The sequence below is a fragment of the Amycolatopsis sp. NPDC028719 genome, assembly GCF_055565395.1.
Window position 1 is genome coordinate 85,418 of sequence record NZ_JBVHUL010000004.1, and the last position, 15,406, is coordinate 100,823.

Annotated in this window: 14 protein-coding genes; 3 read left to right on the forward strand and 11 right to left on the reverse strand. The window is 67.8% G+C overall.

Annotated features, from left to right (window positions below):
* Positions 1-62: 62 nt before the first annotated feature.
* Positions 63-905 (reverse strand): ABC transporter substrate-binding protein, encoded by an 843-nt coding sequence (locus ACZ4TR_RS18855; protein ID WP_465288218.1) that lies wholly within the window; start codon positions 903-905, stop codon positions 63-65.
* Positions 906-1,062: 157 nt separating this feature from the next.
* Positions 1,063-1,884, reverse strand: a complete 822-nt coding sequence (locus ACZ4TR_RS18860; protein WP_465288219.1) for a DJ-1/PfpI family protein — start codon at positions 1,882-1,884, stop codon at positions 1,063-1,065.
* Positions 1,885-1,937: 53 nt separating this feature from the next.
* On the opposite strand from ACZ4TR_RS18860, the gene ACZ4TR_RS18865 reads away from it, so the two are divergent.
* Together ACZ4TR_RS18865 and ACZ4TR_RS18870 are read left to right on the forward strand one after the other, a co-directional pair.
* Positions 1,938-3,863: a bifunctional copper resistance protein CopD/cytochrome c oxidase assembly protein gene (locus ACZ4TR_RS18865; protein ID WP_465288220.1), complete on the forward strand. Its 1,926-nt coding sequence runs from the start codon at positions 1,938-1,940 to the stop codon at positions 3,861-3,863.
* Positions 3,864-3,885: 22 nt separating this feature from the next.
* On the forward strand, positions 3,886-6,090 hold the full coding sequence (locus tag ACZ4TR_RS18870) for a heavy metal translocating P-type ATPase (RefSeq protein WP_465288221.1): 2,205 nt from the start codon (positions 3,886-3,888) through the stop codon (positions 6,088-6,090).
* A gap of 7 nt (positions 6,091-6,097) precedes the next feature.
* Here ACZ4TR_RS18870 and ACZ4TR_RS18875 read toward each other — a convergent pair whose 3' ends face one another.
* Positions 6,098-7,048 carry an alpha/beta hydrolase gene (locus ACZ4TR_RS18875; RefSeq protein WP_465288222.1) on the reverse strand — a complete coding sequence of 317 codons (951 nt, stop codon included), beginning with the start codon at positions 7,046-7,048 and terminating at the stop codon, positions 6,098-6,100.
* Between the two features lie 404 nt (positions 7,049-7,452).
* On the opposite strand from ACZ4TR_RS18875, the gene ACZ4TR_RS18880 reads away from it, so the two are divergent.
* Positions 7,453-8,187 carry an acetoacetate decarboxylase gene (locus tag ACZ4TR_RS18880; RefSeq protein ID WP_465288223.1) on the forward strand — a complete coding sequence of 245 codons (735 nt, stop codon included), beginning with the start codon at positions 7,453-7,455 and terminating at the stop codon, positions 8,185-8,187.
* A 52-nt stretch (positions 8,188-8,239) separates the two neighbouring features.
* Here the strand turns inward: ACZ4TR_RS18880 and ACZ4TR_RS18885 are convergent, their stop codons facing one another.
* From ACZ4TR_RS18885 to ACZ4TR_RS18920, 8 genes are all read right to left on the reverse strand, one after another.
* Complete coding sequence (locus ACZ4TR_RS18885) at positions 8,240-9,559, reverse strand: MFS transporter (protein ID WP_465288224.1); 1,320 nt, start codon at positions 9,557-9,559, stop codon at positions 8,240-8,242.
* 40 nt (positions 9,560-9,599) lie between these two features.
* The gene (locus tag ACZ4TR_RS18890; protein WP_465288225.1) at positions 9,600-10,175 is read right to left on the reverse strand and encodes an NADPH-dependent FMN reductase; all 576 of its coding nucleotides are present in this window, start codon (positions 10,173-10,175) and stop codon (positions 9,600-9,602) included.
* Positions 10,176-10,194: 19 nt separating this feature from the next.
* Positions 10,195-10,995: a tryptophan 2,3-dioxygenase gene (locus ACZ4TR_RS18895; protein WP_465288226.1), complete on the reverse strand. Its 801-nt coding sequence runs from the start codon at positions 10,993-10,995 to the stop codon at positions 10,195-10,197.
* A complete protein-coding gene (locus ACZ4TR_RS18900; protein WP_465288227.1) occupies positions 10,992-11,996 on the reverse strand; it encodes an amidohydrolase family protein in 1,005 nt (334 codons plus the stop codon). The genes ACZ4TR_RS18895 and ACZ4TR_RS18900 overlap by 4 nt, the downstream gene beginning before the upstream one ends.
* On the reverse strand, positions 11,996-12,523 hold the full coding sequence (locus ACZ4TR_RS18905) for a 3-hydroxyanthranilate 3,4-dioxygenase (protein WP_465288228.1): 528 nt from the start codon (positions 12,521-12,523) through the stop codon (positions 11,996-11,998). Before ACZ4TR_RS18905 ends, ACZ4TR_RS18900 begins: the two co-directional genes overlap by 1 nt.
* A gap of 5 nt (positions 12,524-12,528) precedes the next feature.
* Positions 12,529-12,960, reverse strand: a complete 432-nt coding sequence (locus tag ACZ4TR_RS18910) for a RidA family protein (protein ID WP_465288229.1) — start codon at positions 12,958-12,960, stop codon at positions 12,529-12,531.
* A complete protein-coding gene (locus ACZ4TR_RS18915; protein WP_465288230.1) occupies positions 12,953-13,732 on the reverse strand; it encodes a 2-keto-4-pentenoate hydratase in 780 nt (259 codons plus the stop codon). Before ACZ4TR_RS18915 ends, ACZ4TR_RS18910 begins: the two co-directional genes overlap by 8 nt.
* Before the next feature lie 91 nt (positions 13,733-13,823).
* Complete coding sequence (locus ACZ4TR_RS18920) at positions 13,824-15,287, reverse strand: 2-hydroxymuconic semialdehyde dehydrogenase (protein WP_465288231.1); 1,464 nt, start codon at positions 15,285-15,287, stop codon at positions 13,824-13,826.
* Positions 15,288-15,406: the final 119 nt, after the last annotated feature.

The following is a 15,406-nucleotide window of genomic DNA, read 5'->3' on the forward strand; positions in this document are numbered from 1 at the left end:
GAGCGCGGGCAGGGGCACGCGGCGCAACAATGGCGGACGGTCGCGCGTCGCTACCCGTGCGGTCATGCTGCGGGCCGCTTCAGCAGATCGGTCACCGAGCGGACCGCTTGTCCGTTGAGGACGCTCGGCGTCAGCGCGATGCTCTGTGGGAGAACCGCGACGCGGTTCTCCCGAACGGCAGTCGTCCCGGCCAGGAGCGGGCTGGCCCGCACACCCGCGAGCAGATCCGCGTCGGACGCCTTGGCGAAGCCGGAAAGGACGACGATCGCCCGCGGATCCCGCTCGGCGATCGACTCGGCGCTCAGCCCCGCGAACGCAGCGACGATGTCCTCGGCGAGGTTCCGGCCACCGGCTTGGGCCACGACACCGTTGATGAGCGTGCCGCCGCCCCGCGTTGACACCGGAGTTCCCGCAGCCGGAACCCCGGTCAATACCAGCACGGGCACCGGATCTCCACCGGCGGCGGGATTCCCCGCCTCCACCCGGATGCGGTCGGCCAGCTTCGCACCGGCGGCCGGGACGCCGAGCACGGTCGCCACGTCGGTGACGAATTTCGTGGTCTGGCCGATGTCCCGGACCGGAGCGGGCTGCGACTGGCACGCCGCGAGCGCCTTGATGCCCGCCTTTTCGAGCACCTCGACCGTCGGAGTGCCGTCGAACCCGCCGAAGCTCAGGTTCGAGGTACCGACGACGACATCCGGATGAGCGTCGAGCACCTTCTCCGTGCTTCCCCGGACGGGGTCGAGGACCGGGATGCGGTCCAGTTTCACGCGCTGTTCGCCGGAGAACGGAATGAAGTAGTCGGTCGCGGCCGTACCGACGATCCGGCCGCCGAGACCGAGCTCGACCAGGATCGCCGCCGCGCCGCCGTCCATCGTGACGATCCGCTGCGGCGCAGCTAGCACCGGTAACGGCGGACACGTCGGAGCCGGCCATCCACCCTGCCCAGCAGCGGCGCGCGACGACATCGCGGTGGACGGCGCATCGGCCGCCGGGGCCACGCTGCACCCGGCGGCGAGCAGGCAGGCGCCCAAGACGGCCAGGACGATCGGGGGACGGGTATCAAGCACTGTGGTCACCTTCCGACTTCTGCTCGTCAGCAGTGGTCGGAGAGACCGGCTCGAAAGTTCCCGCGGGCCGGAACCGTTCGTACTCCAAGACTTCCGCGGCGCGGTCGGCGGCTTCGCGACCCGCGATCCGCTCCACCAGCCACAGACCGAGGTCGATACCGCTGGTGATGCCGCCGGCGCTGATCACGTCACCGGCGTCGACGACCCGCTCGGCGACGACGTTCGCTCCCATCCCGCGCAGACGTTCCATCGAGGCGTGGTGAGTCGATACCGGCCGGGTCCCGAGAACACCGGCCCCGGCGAGCAGGAGCGCACCTGTGCACACCGCCACGAGCGTGGTTCCCGACTCCATGGCCGTCACGAGCGGTTCGTACCAGTCACCGCTGCTCAGCTGCGCCCCGACACCGCTCGAGCCACCCGCGCCGCCACCGGGCACGACCAGGTAGTCGGCACCAGGACGGTATTCGCCGCCGGGCACGATCCGGACACCGTGGTTGGTGACGACGAACTCCTGTGCGGCGAGCGTAACGGTGGTGATTTCGAGCTGAGCGCCTCGCTTGCGTGCGATGCCCAGGGCTTCCATCGGGCCGAACACGTCGAGATCGTCACAACCGTCGAAGAGGACGACGTCCACCCGAACGGGGCGTGGGGATGTGGTCACGGTTTCCGATGGTGCCGCTCCGGCCGCCGGCCGGACACCGTCGGTACGGCCGAATCTGCCCGGGATCGGGCCAACCTGTCCGGCCCCCCGGTCAACTCCGCCGCCGAGGATCCAGGATGTCCAGTATCCGGTTCCCGTCGGCGGGAACTCCACCGCGGTTTCATCCGACCTGTGTGCGGAAGGGCCGAGATCCGAGGAGGTCCACGATGCGGAGCCGTTCCGCGCGGCTTTGGGGTGCCGCCGCCGGCGGTTCGGCGGTCACCGTCGTGGTCACGATCGTCGTCCTGACGCCGGACGTCCACCGCCTCCTCGGCGACAGCGAACCGGGATGGTGGACCGACGTCGGTGCCTCGGTGTTCAGGCTGCTGGCCGGCACCGCGGGCGCGGTGACCGCCGGCGGCGCACTGTTCGCCGCCTTCGTGGTGCCCGGCCCGGCGTCCGGGATCGTCTCGCCGGCCGCCTATGCCGCGCTGCGTCCGGTCCGGTACGCGGCGGCGACCTGGGCCGTGGCCGCCGCCGCGATGGTGTTCTTCTCCGCCGCGCAGGCGTCGGGACGGCCGGTGACCGACGCGTTCGATCCGGCCCTGTTCCCCGGCCTCGTCGGGCCGGCCGAGGAGCCGAAGGCGTGGCTGGTCACGCTGATCTTGGCCGCGATCGCCGTGGTCACCGCCAGGGTCCTGGTGACCTGGCGCCCGGCCGCGCTTATAGCCCTGCTCGGCGTCGCGGCGCTGCTGCCGCCGGTCGTCGTCGGGCACCCGGAAGTCGGGGCCTGGCATGATGTGGTGACCAACAGCGTCGTCTGGCACGTCGCGGCGGCGTCACTGTGGACCGGCTCGGTCGTCGCGTTGGTGCTCTGGGCCCGCCGCGGCGGGCGTGACGAGCTGGTGCTGCGCCGGCAACGGCGGCTCGTGCTGGTCTGCGCGGTCGTGACTGTTCTTTCCGGTGGCATCAGCGGATACGTGCTGACCGGTCCGGATGGCTTCGCCAGCGGCTACGGGATTCTCGTGTTCGTGAAGTTCGCCGTCGCCGCCGTTGTGCTGGCGATCGCGTACTGGGCTCGCCGTCGCTGGGGGACGGCGTCGGTCGTCCGAATCGCGGGTATCGAGCTGACGCTCCTGGCTGTCACCATGGCCCTCGCGGCCGGCCTGGCCCGCGTACCGCCGCCGACCTTCTTCTCCAGGACCCCTTCCGCGCAGAACACGATCCTCGGGTACGAACTGCCGACACCACCGGAGCTGAGCCGGCTCCTGCTCGACTGGCGACCCGACCTGATCTTCGCCGTCATCGCGGTCCTCGCCATCGCCGCCTACCTGGCCGGTGTCCGGCGCCTGCGCCACCGCGGCGACACGTGGCCCACCGGCCGGGTGCTGACCTGGACGTCCGGCTGGTTGCTGATCCTGGTCTCGACGTCATCCGGCCTGGCGGTCCACGCTCCTGGCTCGTTCAGCCTGCACATGATCGTCCACATGCTGCTGAACATGCTCGCACCGGCCCTGCTCGCGATTTCGGGCCCGGTGACGCTCGCCCTCCGCGCGCTACCGGCGACCGGCCGCGACGCCCCAGCGGGCGCCCGCGCCTGGGTCGTCGCGGCCCTCCATGCCCCAGCCACCCGGTTCCTCGCGCATCCGCTGGTCGCGTTCCCGGTGTTCATCGGCTCGTACTACCTGCTCTATTTCACGGGCCTGTTCCCCGCAGTGATGCAATACCACTGGGCCCACCAGCTGATGAACATCCACTTTGTCGTCACCGGCTACCTGTACTACTGGGTCGTGGTCGGCATCGACCCCGCGCCGCGGCCGCTGCCACACGCAGCCAAGCTCGGCATGCTGCTCGCCGCGTCGCCGTTCCACATGTACTTCGCCATCCTGGTCCTCAACCGGGATTCACTGATCGGCGAGAAGTTCTACCGCTACCTGGATCTGGCCTGGCAGACCGACGCGCTCGGAGACCAACGGCTCGGAGGCGGGATCGCCTGGGGCGGCGGTGAGCTGCCGCTGCTGGTCACGGTGGTGGTCCTGCTCGTGCAGTGGAGCCGCCACGACGATCGCCTCGCGCGCCATCGGGGACGGACCGCCCTGGACGACGACCACGACGCCCTGCTGGATGCACTCGCCCGCCGAGTGGCCCGCTGACCTCTTCGAGAAAGCTCCCGCGATGAAGACGACTACGGCACCCCTGCGACAGCGGACGGACCTGGTGATCGGCGGCATGACGTGCGCCGCCTGCGCCGTCCGGGTCGAACGGGCTCTCAATCGGATCGACGGGGTCGAGGCCACCGTCAACTACGCCACCGAAAAGGCGACCGTCCTGCGGCCGCCGAACGTCAGTCGCGAGACGCTTGCGTCCGCGGTCGGCGCCGCGGGCTATACCGTCGAAGCAGACGAGGTCGAGTTCGACGACGACCGCTACGGGACCCGTGCGCGGAACCTGCGGCGGCGGATGACCGTCGCCACCGTTCTGACGTTCCCCCTGTGCGACCTCTCGATCACGCTGGAGCTGGTACCGCGGTTCCAGTTTCCGGGCTGGCAGGTGCTGTGCCTCCTCCTGGCCATTCCGGTGGTCTTCTGGTGCGCAGCGCCGTTCCACCGCGCCACGCTGCGCAACCTCCGGCACGGCTCATCCAGCATGGACACCCTCGTCTCCCTCGGCGTGCTGGCGGCCTTCGGCTGGTCCACCTGGGCGATCGTCACGGGCGGCGCGGACACGCTCTACTTCGACGTCGCCGCCGGCGTGACGACCTTCCTCCTAGCGGGCCGGTACTTCGAAGCCCGCGCAAAGGGAGGTGCAGCCAGCTTGCTCACAGCGCTGGAAGCACTAACTGCAAAGCAGGTACGAGTCGTGCAGGGAGACACCGAAGTACTGCTGGACGTCGAAAATCTGCGCCGCGGAGACCAGTTCGTCGTGAAGCCGGGTGAGCGGCTCGCCGCCGACGGCGTGGTAGTCGGCGGCCGGTCCGCCGTCGACACCAGCGCCATGACCGGAGAGCCGCTCCCCGTCGAGGCAAGCGTCGGTGATCGGGTCGCGGGCGGTACGACCGCGCTGGACGGACGGCTCGTGATCTCAGCCACCCACGTGGGTGCTGCGACTCAGGTGTCACGGATGGCCGCCCTGGCGGAGCGGGCTCAAGCCGACAAGGCGAACGTACAGCGCCTGGTCGACCGGGTGTGCGCGGTGTTCGTGCCGCTGGTTCTCGCCGCCGCTCTCCTGACGATGGCGGGTTGGGTCGTCCTCGGTTCCGGGCTCGGCACGGGGTTCGCTGCAGCGGTGTCGGTCCTCATCGTCGCGTGCCCCTGCGCGCTCGGCCTGGCGACACCCACGGCGTTGATGGCGGGCATCGGCCGCGGGGCCCAGCTGGGGATCTTGGTCAAGGGGATCGGCGCACTGGAAGCGAGCCGCGCGATCGACACGGTCGTTCTCGACAAGACCGGCACAGTGACCTCCGGTCGCATGACCGTCGCCGGAGTGCGCACGATCGCCGGTACATCACGTGAGGAGGTGCTTGACCTCGCCGCGGCAGCAGAATCAGGCTCTGAGCACGCCGTCGCCGCAGCCATCGTCGCCGCGGCCGGCGAACGGCTCCCCCACTCGACCGAGTTCCGTGCGTTGCCGGGCCTAGGCGTACGCGCCGTCGTCGCGGGATCGACCGTGACGGTCGGCCGTGCTGCTCTGCTCGACGGTCTCACCATTCCGCGAGAGCTGGTTCACGCCGCCACGGGCACTGCCGTCTTCGTCGTGCGTGACCACGAAGTCCTCGGTGCCATCGAGCTCACCGACGAACTTCGGGGCTCGGCCCGTGCGGGCGTCAAAGAGCTCCACCGGCTGGGGCTGCAGACGGTGTTGCTGACCGGCGACCACGAACGCGCAGCGCGTGCGGTAGCGGAAATTCTCGGGATCAATGACGTCCGGGCCGGCGTGCTTCCCGCGGATAAAGCGAAGATCGTCCGCGAGCTGCGGGATGCCGGCCGCTGTGTGGCCATGGTCGGTGACGGGATCAACGACTCTGCCGCCCTGGCGTCGGCCGACCTCGGTATCGCGCTTGCCGACGGTACGGATCTCGCGATGAAGGCGGCCGACGTCATCCTGGTCAGGGAGGATCTGCGTGCCGTGGCCGATGCCGTCCGGCTGTCCCGGTGTACGCTTGCGACCATCCGCGGGAATTTGGTGTGGGCTTTCGCCTACAACGTCATCGCGCTTCCCCTGGCCGTGCTCGGATTGCTCAACCCCCTTATCGCGGGAGCGGCGATGTCCCTGTCTTCGGTACTCGTGGTGTGGAACAGTATGCGGCTTCATTCCTTCCGTCCACGTGAAGATCACGAAACTCACAACGAGAGCCAGACAACGGATCAGGCCACTGACTGATCACGACTCAATTCGACTGGGCACCCAGCGCACGCGCCAGCACCGCCCGGGATTCGGCGATTTCCCTCCGGCTGACAGCCGAGTCGACGAGCAATGACCCGTGGAACGTACCGGGGAAGAGATGCAGCTCCGTGGGCACGTGGGAGGCCAGAAGAGCTTGCGCGTAGGCGATTCCTTCGTCGCGCAGCGGATCGAACTCCATTACGGAGATGTAGGCCGGCGGCAGCCCGGCCAGGTCCGTCGCGCGGGCCGGCGCGGCGTAAACCGGCACGTCCTCAGTACCACGCACACCCTCTCCCAGATAGTAGTCCCAGCTGAATCGGGCATTCGGGAGTTTCCACAGTGGAGTGTCGTCGAACCGGCGCATGCTTCCGGTGGTCAGCCGGTCGTCGACTTCCGGAACGGCGAGGAACTGGAAGGCGATGGCGGGCCCGCCACGATCGCGTGCAAGCAGCGCGAGGGCTGCGCACAGCCCGCCGCCCGCGCTCGCGCCTCGGATGACCACACGCTCAGGGTCGATGCCGAGCTCGTGCGCGTTTTCAACCGACCAGGCCAGCGCCGCATAGCAATCCTCGAGCCCGGCAGGGTAGGGCGCCTCGGGCGCGAGCCGGTAGTCGACCGACACGACGACGACTCCGAGTTCTCGCGCGGTGTCGAGCATTTCGACGTGATCCGAGTCGAGATCGCCGATGACGAATCCCCCACCGTGCACGTCGAAGAGCAGACCCGGCGCCGCAATCCTGTCGGGCGTGTACACGCGCACCCGGACGTCCGGCGCTCCCTTGGGACCCGGCACGGACCTGTCCCGCACCGACACACCCGAGTCATCGACGTCGCCGACCAGGTCCTCCAGGATCCTCTTGACTCGTTCACGCGTCGCGTCGATGTCGCCGAGGTCGCCGATGTCGGGGATCAGCGGGACCACGGCAGCGAGATCGGGGTCGAACGGATACTCCACGGAGGCCTCCCATGCCTTTAACTGGATATTTGAGATCCAGTTTATCGTGTACCTGACCAACAGCCGAATGGACCAAGGAAAGAGCCCAGGAGTTGTCCCTTATACTGGCCCACAGCAGATCTCAGATGGCGGGTTCACGGGCCACGCGCCGACAGCGCTTCCTCGACGTCGAAGCTTGTGATGACAGCGCAGGCCGACCGGCTCATTCGGTGCCATCCTTGAGACATAACCCGAGAATTGGTCTCGGTGATCGCAATTCCGTGGAGATCCCGTGCGCAGGAAGTCCGTGTTGGCCGCGATCCTCATCGTGTTTTCGACGGCCTCGACAGCGACGGCCGACAGTGATCGCGACGGCGTCTGCGCTCTCGTCCACGTTCCTTCGAGCCTCTGAGAGGACCAGACCCATGCGACCGGAAGAACTCCTCCGGAGCCCCCTGACCCCCCTCACGGCACCGCCGTACCCGCTGCGCGTCACCAGGTTCGTCGACCGCGAATACTTCACCATCGTCTACCGCACTGACCCCAAGGCACTACGTGCCATGGTCCCCTTCCCGCTCGAGATCAGCGAACCACTGGTGCGGTTCGAGGTCATGTGCATGGGAGACGTCGACGGCTTCGGCTCCTATACCGAAGCCGGGCAGGTGATCCCGGTGGTGCTCGACGGTGAGGAGGGCGAGTACCTGCACTCCATGCACCTCGACAACGTCGGGGCGATACTCGCCGGACGCGAGCTGTCGGCCTACCCGAAGACGATCGGCACACCTAAGCTCTTCACCGAAGAGGGTGCGCTCGTCGGCACACTGGACTACGGTAGCCAGCGCGTCGCCACGGCCACGATGGCCTACAAGCACCTCCCGCTCGATCCCGCCGAAGCGCGGCGCCAGATCACTCTGCCGAGCTTCGGGATCAAGACGATCACCGACTACACGGGCGGCCTCCGCGTGTGCGACCTGGTGCGAACGCAGATCACCGACGTCACGATCAAGCAGGCATGGCAGGGGCCGGCCAGGCTGCAGCTGGCGGCGCACGTCATGGCACCGCTGGCCGATTTGCCGGTCCTCGAAATCGTGTCGGCGTCGCACGTGCTGACCGACCTCGCGCTTGCCCCTGCCGTCCCGGTACACGACTACCTGGCCTGACCAGCCCGGCGCGAAAGAAGAAGCCCAACAGCTGCACCGACCGCACGTGGTTTTACTCCGCTTTCACGACTGCCAGCGACTGCTCAACTGCTCCCTTACGACGAGACGATTCGGTGACCAAGAACACCGACACGAACGACACCGCCGCCATCAGGGCGAGGTAGAGGGCGATCGCGTTGGTCGTATGGAACTCGGCGTGCAGGGACGTCGCGATGATGGGAGCCAGTGCCCCGCCGGCCACCGCGCCGATCTGGTATCCGACTGAGACGCCGGAGTAGCGGACCCGCGCTCCGAACATTTCGGAGAACAGCGCGGGGCAAGGCCCATACGTGAGACTGAAGATCAGTTGAGCAACGACCAGAGCCACTGTGATCAGCACTGCCGAGCCGGTGTTCACGAGCCAGAACATCGGGAATCCCCACACCGCGAGCAGCGCTGCTCCGCTGAGGAAGACGCGGCGCCGCCCGACGCGATCGGACAATGCCGCGGCCGCGGGGATCGTCAAGCCCGACGCGACTGCGGACACCAGAACTCCGGTCAGGATCGTGCCACGCGGGACGGCCAGCACCTGCGTGGCGTACGACAGGATGTAGACCGTGAGCAGGTAATAGGCGCCACCGTTGATCACGGTCGCACCAGCGGCCAGCAGGATCTGCTTCGGGTGCGAGCGCAGCAGTTCCAACAGCGGCGCGCGTCGGCGTTCCGGCTGGTCCGGGACGCCCGTACTCGTCTCCGAGGCGCGCGACTGCGCGTACAGCCCGACGCCGATGAGCACGACGCTGAACAGGAAGGGAATCCGCCAACCCCAGGCCAGGAAGGCATCCTGGGACACGGCGGCGGACAGTACGAGGAACATCACGTTGGAGACGATCAGCGCGATCGGCACGCCGAGTTGCGCGAAGCTGCCGTAGAAGCCGCGCTTACCTTCGGGGGCGCTCTCCGTGACCAGCAGCACCGCGCCACCCCACTGGCCGCCGAGAGCCAGCCCCTGAATGAGCCTCAGCACGACCAGCAGGATCGGTGCCGCTACGCCGAGAGTGGCGTACGGCGGCAGCAGGCCGATCGCGGTCGTCGCAGCCCCCATGATCATCATGGCGGTCACCAGCGTCGGCTTGCGGCCGAACTTGTCGCCGAAGTGCCCGAACACGGCAGCACCCACGGGTCTGATCAGGAAGCCCACGGCGAAGGTGGTGAACGCGAGCAGCGTGCCCGCGACGGAGTCGACGGATGGGAAGAACAGCTTGTTCAGCACGAGCGCCGAGGCCGACGCGTAGATGAAGAAGTCGTACCACTCGATAGCGGAACCGGCGACGCTGACGAAGATGTTCTTCCTCAGTTGCCGTGAAGTGGGCGGTGAAGGCTGCTGGCTCATGGGGACTCCGATGCTCCGGGCGGGGAGGGGAAGACGGCGGTCACCTGCGGGGTGAGATGATCACGCTGTGGAGCTGGATCAGGTTTACGAGAGCTTCGACAACGGCGGTGAGGATCTCCAGAGAAGGTGATCCGGTCGGGAGTTCACCGCCGGCCAAAGCCTGCTGTGCATGGGGCAACACGAACTCGGGCTGGCCCACCACGTTCGCGTTCATCTTGTGCAGCACCTGCCGTAGATTGAGCTGCGCGCGAATGGAGCCCAGCGGGCCCTGCGAAGCGCCGATCATGGCAACCGGCTTCCGATCGAGCACGGGACCGTCGTCGGCCGGCCGGGAAAGCCAGTCCAGTGCGTTCTTGAGCACGCCGGGCAGTGACCCGTTGTACTCCGGGGTGGCGATCAGCACACCGTCGGCAGCGCGGATCCGGCGGCGCAGGTCGGCGACTGCCGGCGGGGCCGGGTGTTCGGTGTCTTCGTTGAACGGCGGGATCGCCGCCAGGTCAAGGAATTCGTCGAAGGTCAGCTCCGGCGCGGCTTCGGCCGCCGACTTGAGCAGACGGGTGTTCAGGGATTCCTTACGCAGGCTTCCGGACAGCGCGAGGATTGTCAGGTCCGACACATTGCCTCCCATAACGGGTTTAGCCGGCTTCGGGCGCCATCCCCCAGAGCTCGGTGAAGGGAACCTCGGTGGCCGTCTCGGCCAGCCAGCCAAGACCGCTTGTGCCGTAGTAGCCGGGCCGGTGGCCGAAGGTGCGCCGGGTGGCCACGAGGTGGAGGTGCTTGTACTCGGCGTAGCCTTCTGCGATCCGCATCAGGGCCTCGCCGCAGGATCGCAGGTCTGCCAGGACGGGGTCGCCGCCGTAGAAGACCGTGGTCCACACTCGTTCGATGTCGGGGTGCGACTGGTGGTGCACCTGCGGGTCGCGCCGCAGCACGACATCGGGGATGGGCAGTCCACGTCGGCTCAGCAGCGCCAGCACGTCGTCGTAGATGCTCGGCTCCCCCAGAGTGTCCAGAAGCGCCTTGTGCTCGGCGGGCATCGTCGCCACCGGATCGGCCAGTTCGGGCGGCCGGATACCGAGCAGAAACACCAGCTCGCGGTACTTCCACGACTGCAATGACGACGACTTGCCGTGCGTAGCCCCAAGACCGGCCTTGATCGGCAGGAAGTCACCGACGCTCATCCACTCGAGCGACTTCCACGATGCGTTGAGTCCGGTGAAGTGGTCCGCCGCCCGGCGCAGCGCGGTCACTGCCGCTGCGACATCGCCATCACGCAAGTGCTGTGCCGCGAACCTCAGCTCGGTGACGACGAGGCCGAAGTAGAGCTCCTGCACCTGGCACACCACGAGGAACGATCGTTCGCCCTCGGTGTCGGTGACCGGCTCCTGCAGGGAGTGCAGGACATCCGCCTTGAGATAGGAGTTGTAGGCGCTCATCTCGCGACCTCCTCTGGGAGGGACAGGAACCTCGCGGCGTTGCCGCCGAGCAGCAGTTCACGATCGGACTCCGACAGGAACTGCGCCTTGCGCACGACCTGCCCGACCGGTCGCTCGCCGAGCGGGTACGGGTAGTCACTCCCGAGAAGGACGTTCTCCACTCCGAGGACGTCGACGAGCAACCGGAGCGCCGAGGGATCGAACACCACGGAGTCGACGGAGAACCGGCCGAGGTAGCTCGACGGCGGCCGCTCGGAAACCCCAACAAGGTCCTGTCGCTCGTACCAGGCGTTCTCCAGCCGTCCAAGCCAGAAGGCGAAGGACCCGCCGCCGTGCGCGAAGCAGATTTTCAGCGTGTCGGGCAGCTTGTCGAACGCGCCCCCCAGGATCATCGCCAGCAGGGACAGGTGCGTCTCCGCCGGCATCCCGGTCAGCCATTGCGCCATCCAGCGGTTCAGCCGCGGCGAGTTCGGCATGTCCCACGGGTGCACGAACACCGGTACCCCGGTGGACGCGCAGTGCTGCAGGAACGTGACGATGCCGGCGTCGTCGAGGTCACGGTCACCCACGTGGTTCCCGATCTCCACACCTCGGTGGCCCGCGGCGAGACAACGATCCAGCTCCGCGCACGCGAGGTCAGGGTTCTGCAGCGGGACCTGGCAGAACGGCACGAGCCGGCCACCCGCCGGCTCGCAGATCTCCAGTGCCAGGTCGTTGAAGACCTCGGCGATCCGCGCACCCTCGGCCGGCGTGCGATCGTAGGAGAAGAACACCGGCGTCGGCGAGACCACCTGCACGTCGATCCCGTCCTCGGCCATCTCGCGCAGCCGCGTTTCGGCGTCCCAGCAGTTGGCGAGGATCCGCCGGAACTCCCTCGAACCGACCATGATCGTCGCTTCGCGCTCGTTCTCCAGCTGCAGCCATGGCGCGGTCCCGTCGTCGCCGAGCCGCGGCCAACCTCGGGGGACGTAGTGGGTGTGGACGTCGATGACTCGAGTCATCAGGCGGACCTGCCGGGGTGCACGGCGCCGCAGTTCGAGCACTTGCGGACGGACTCGTCGGTGTAGAACTGCTCGAACACGGGTGGCAGGTCCGCGACGATGTCACGCACCTGGAGCTCGACCTCGTGCACGAGGTGCTCGCACTCCAGGCAGTACCACTGGAACTTCTCCGACGTGCCCTCTTCACGCACGCGCTCGATCACGACGCCGATCGAGCCGGCCGTCGGTCGCTGCGGCGAATGCGGCACATTGCCCGGCAACAGCCACATGTCACCTTCGCGTACGTGGACCGTCTTGAGGCCGTCGTCGGTCACGACGTTCACGTGCATGTCGCCTTTGACCTGGTAGAACCACTCCTCGTACGGGTCGACGTGGAAGTCGGTCCGCTCGTTCGGCCCACCCACGACCTGCACGATGAAGTCGCCGGTCGTCTCCCACATCTGCTTGTTGTTCACCGGCGGCTTGAGGAGGTGCTGATGGTCTTCGACCCACTTCTCGAAGTTGAAGACGGGGTTGATGTCGGTCATGGCGATCAGTTCCCTCCGGTGGTTTGACGAGGCACGTACGCGACGGCCTGGATTTCGATGAGCAGGTGCGGGTGCGGCAGCTGGTGCACGGCGACGGTGGTGCGCGCCGGGCCCGTTTCCTCGAAGTAGCGCCCGTAGACTTCGTTGTAGCCGCCGAAGTCGTTCATGTTCACCAGGAAGCTGGTGACCTGGACGACATCCGCGAGGGTCGCCCCGGCCGAGCCGAGGATGTCGCCGATGTTGTCGAGAACGGCAGCGGTCTGCGCGCGGATGTCGAGGGCGGTCGTGCCGAACTCGTCAACCTCTGCACCGGCGAACGTGTTGTCCGGCCGGCGGCTACTTGTGCCGGACACGAACACGAAGTCACCCGCCCGTTTCCCGTGCGGGAACCGGCCCCGCGGTGTCGCTTTCCCCTCGACGGTCACAGCTTCAGTCATCACTGCCTCCCTGATCGGCGACGGAAAACCACGCCCGCCCCAGGCCGGATACGGTGGCTCTCACCTGTGTGCCCGCTTGCAGGGCTACGGCAGCCGTCGCCGCTCCGGCGAGCAGCACGGTCCCGGCGGGCAGAGGGATGCCGTACTGGTGCGCCATCCGCGCGGCCGCGGGCAGCGCCCGCAGCGGATCACCGAGAATCGCGGCGGTCGAGCCTGTCTGCGCGAGCCGGCCGTCGACCTCCAGGAGCACACTTCGGTTGCCCAGGTCGACGTCGAGCGGACGCCATGGCCCCAAAACGACAGCGGCCGCGGACGTGTTGTCGGCGACGACGTCGGCAAGGGAGAACCGGAAGTCGCGGTAGCGCGAATCGATGATCTCGATCGCCGGTGCAACGGCCTCGACGGCCTCCGCTCCCGGGATTTCCCCCTCCGCGATGTCGCGGCCGAGCCGGAACGCGATCTCGGGTTCGGCCCGGGGGTGGACGAACGCGCCGAGGTCGAGCTCGCCGCCGTCGGCCAGCACCATCCCCGACGTGAGCCGTCCGATGATCACGTCGCCGACACCCATCTGAGCTGCCTTTGCCCTGCTGGTGAAGCCCAGCTTCACACCGAAGTCGCGCTCACCTCGTCCGAGCCGCAGCTCGACCAGCGCTCGCTGCACGGCATAAGCGTCCTCGAGCGAGACGTCGCAGTCAGTCGAGAGTTGCGCGCAGGGCGTCCGGCTCCGCGCGGCTTCGTCGAGCCGTGCCGCGAAGTCGTCGATCAGGGTCATGTCGTCGCCTCACCGTCGTACGACGTCGCGCTATCGAGCCGGCGCGCCCTCGCCCATGCCAGGCGCTCGACCGCCATGTCGATCCCCGCGTTCACAGCGCCACGCAGACGTTGGTGGGCTCTGTATAGAAGTGCAGCGAGTGCACTCCGCCCTCACGACCGATGCCCGAAAGCCCGATGCCGCCGAATGGTGAGCGCAGGTCGCGCAGGTACCAGGTGTTCACCCACGACACGCCGACACGCAGTGCGCCTGCGACCCGGTGGCCGCGTTCGAGGTTCGTCGTCCACACGGCGCCGGCCAGGCCGTAGTCGCTGTCGTTGGCCAGCCGGATCGCCTCGTCCTCCGTGTCGAACGGCACCAGCGCCGCGACCGGTCCGAAGATCTCTTCCCGTAGCGTCCGGTGTGAGTTGTCCAATCCGGTCCACAGCGCAGGGCGCACCCATGCGCCGCCTTCGAGCTCGGGTCCGAGGTCGGGGATGCCGCCCCCCGCGATGAGCTTCGCACCCTCTTGCTCCGCCAGCTCGTAGTGCGAAAGCACCTTCTGCCGGTGCTGTCGGGAGATCAACGGTCCCGTCGTCGTAGCCGGGTCGTCGGGCTTCCCGAATCGCAGGGCGTCAGCACGTTCGGCCAGTCCGGCGGCCACCTCGTCGAACACCCCGCGCTGCACGTAGATCCGCTCAGTGCACAGGCAGATTTGGCCGGTGTTCGTGAAGGTCGAACGCGCGAGGCCGTCCACTGCTTCGCCGAGGTCGGCGTCGTCGAACACCACGGCCGCGTTCTTGCCTCCGAGCTCGAAGGACACCGGCAGCACACGCGGCGCCACCGCCTGCATGATCGCCGAACCCGTGCGGGACTCCCCGGTGAAGGTGACGGCGTCGATTCCGGGATGACCTGTGAGGAACTCCCCCGCGGAACCAGGGCCAAAACCGTGGATGACGTTGTAAACGCCGTCGGGCGCCCCGGCCTCGGTGATGATCTCGGCGAGGAGCGTCGCACTCGACGGCGTCTCCTCGGACGGCTTGACCACGACCGCGTTCCCGGCAGCGAGAGCGGGCGCGACCTTCCAGGTCAGGAGTAGCAGCGGAAGGTTCCACGGCACGATCACCCCGACGACGCCGAGCGGCTTGCGGATCGCGTAGTTCAACGCGCGTCCGGCTGGGCCCTCGGAGAGGAACGAATCGAGGCCGGCCCCGGCGAGGGTGTCGGCGGCGGCGCGGAAGTTCGCCGCCGCACGGGACACGTCGAGGCGGCGGGCAAGATCGAGAGGCTTGCCGGTGTCGGCGACCTCGGCGGCGAGCAGGTCATCAAACCGCTCGTCGATGCGGTCGGCGATCCGGCGCAGCACGGCGACACGATCCGCGTCCGAAGTACGACCCCAGGCTCCGTCGAGCGCCATGCGGCCGGCACGGACAGCCCGGTCGACCACCGCTTGGTCGGCTTCCTCGACCCGGGCGACGACAGTCCCGTCGACTGGGCTGACGTTGTCGAACAGGTCGCCCGCGCCGGCGGTGAACTGCCCGCCGACGAAGCTCTTGAGCACCGCGATGTCATTCATGTCCGCCTTCCCGGTCCCCGGCTGGGTCTGTCCTATCGTCTCTACCTGTAGCTATGCCTGACAAATGCCAATACGTTGAGTTGATATGTTCATATGGCTATGCTGCTGTTCGGAGTACA

Coding starts and splice junctions, on each gene's coding strand:
- ACZ4TR_RS18865 (WP_465288220.1), top strand. CDS start 1,938: ATGCGGAGCCGTTCCGCGCGGCTTTGGGGTGCCGCCGCCGGCGGTTCG.
- ACZ4TR_RS18870 (WP_465288221.1), top strand. CDS start 3,886: ATGAAGACGACTACGGCACCCCTGCGACAGCGGACGGACCTGGTGATC.
- ACZ4TR_RS18880 (WP_465288223.1), top strand. CDS start 7,453: ATGCGACCGGAAGAACTCCTCCGGAGCCCCCTGACCCCCCTCACGGCA.
- ACZ4TR_RS18885 (WP_465288224.1), bottom strand. CDS start 9,559: ATGAGCCAGCAGCCTTCACCGCCCACTTCACGGCAACTGAGGAAGAAC.
- ACZ4TR_RS18895 (WP_465288226.1), bottom strand. CDS start 10,995: ATGAGCGCCTACAACTCCTATCTCAAGGCGGATGTCCTGCACTCCCTG.
- ACZ4TR_RS18900 (WP_465288227.1), bottom strand. CDS start 11,996: ATGACTCGAGTCATCGACGTCCACACCCACTACGTCCCCCGAGGTTGG.
- ACZ4TR_RS18905 (WP_465288228.1), bottom strand. CDS start 12,523: ATGACCGACATCAACCCCGTCTTCAACTTCGAGAAGTGGGTCGAAGAC.
- ACZ4TR_RS18910 (WP_465288229.1), bottom strand. CDS start 12,960: ATGACTGAAGCTGTGACCGTCGAGGGGAAAGCGACACCGCGGGGCCGG.
- ACZ4TR_RS18915 (WP_465288230.1), bottom strand. CDS start 13,732: ATGACCCTGATCGACGACTTCGCGGCACGGCTCGACGAAGCCGCGCGG.
- ACZ4TR_RS18920 (WP_465288231.1), bottom strand. CDS start 15,287: ATGAATGACATCGCGGTGCTCAAGAGCTTCGTCGGCGGGCAGTTCACC.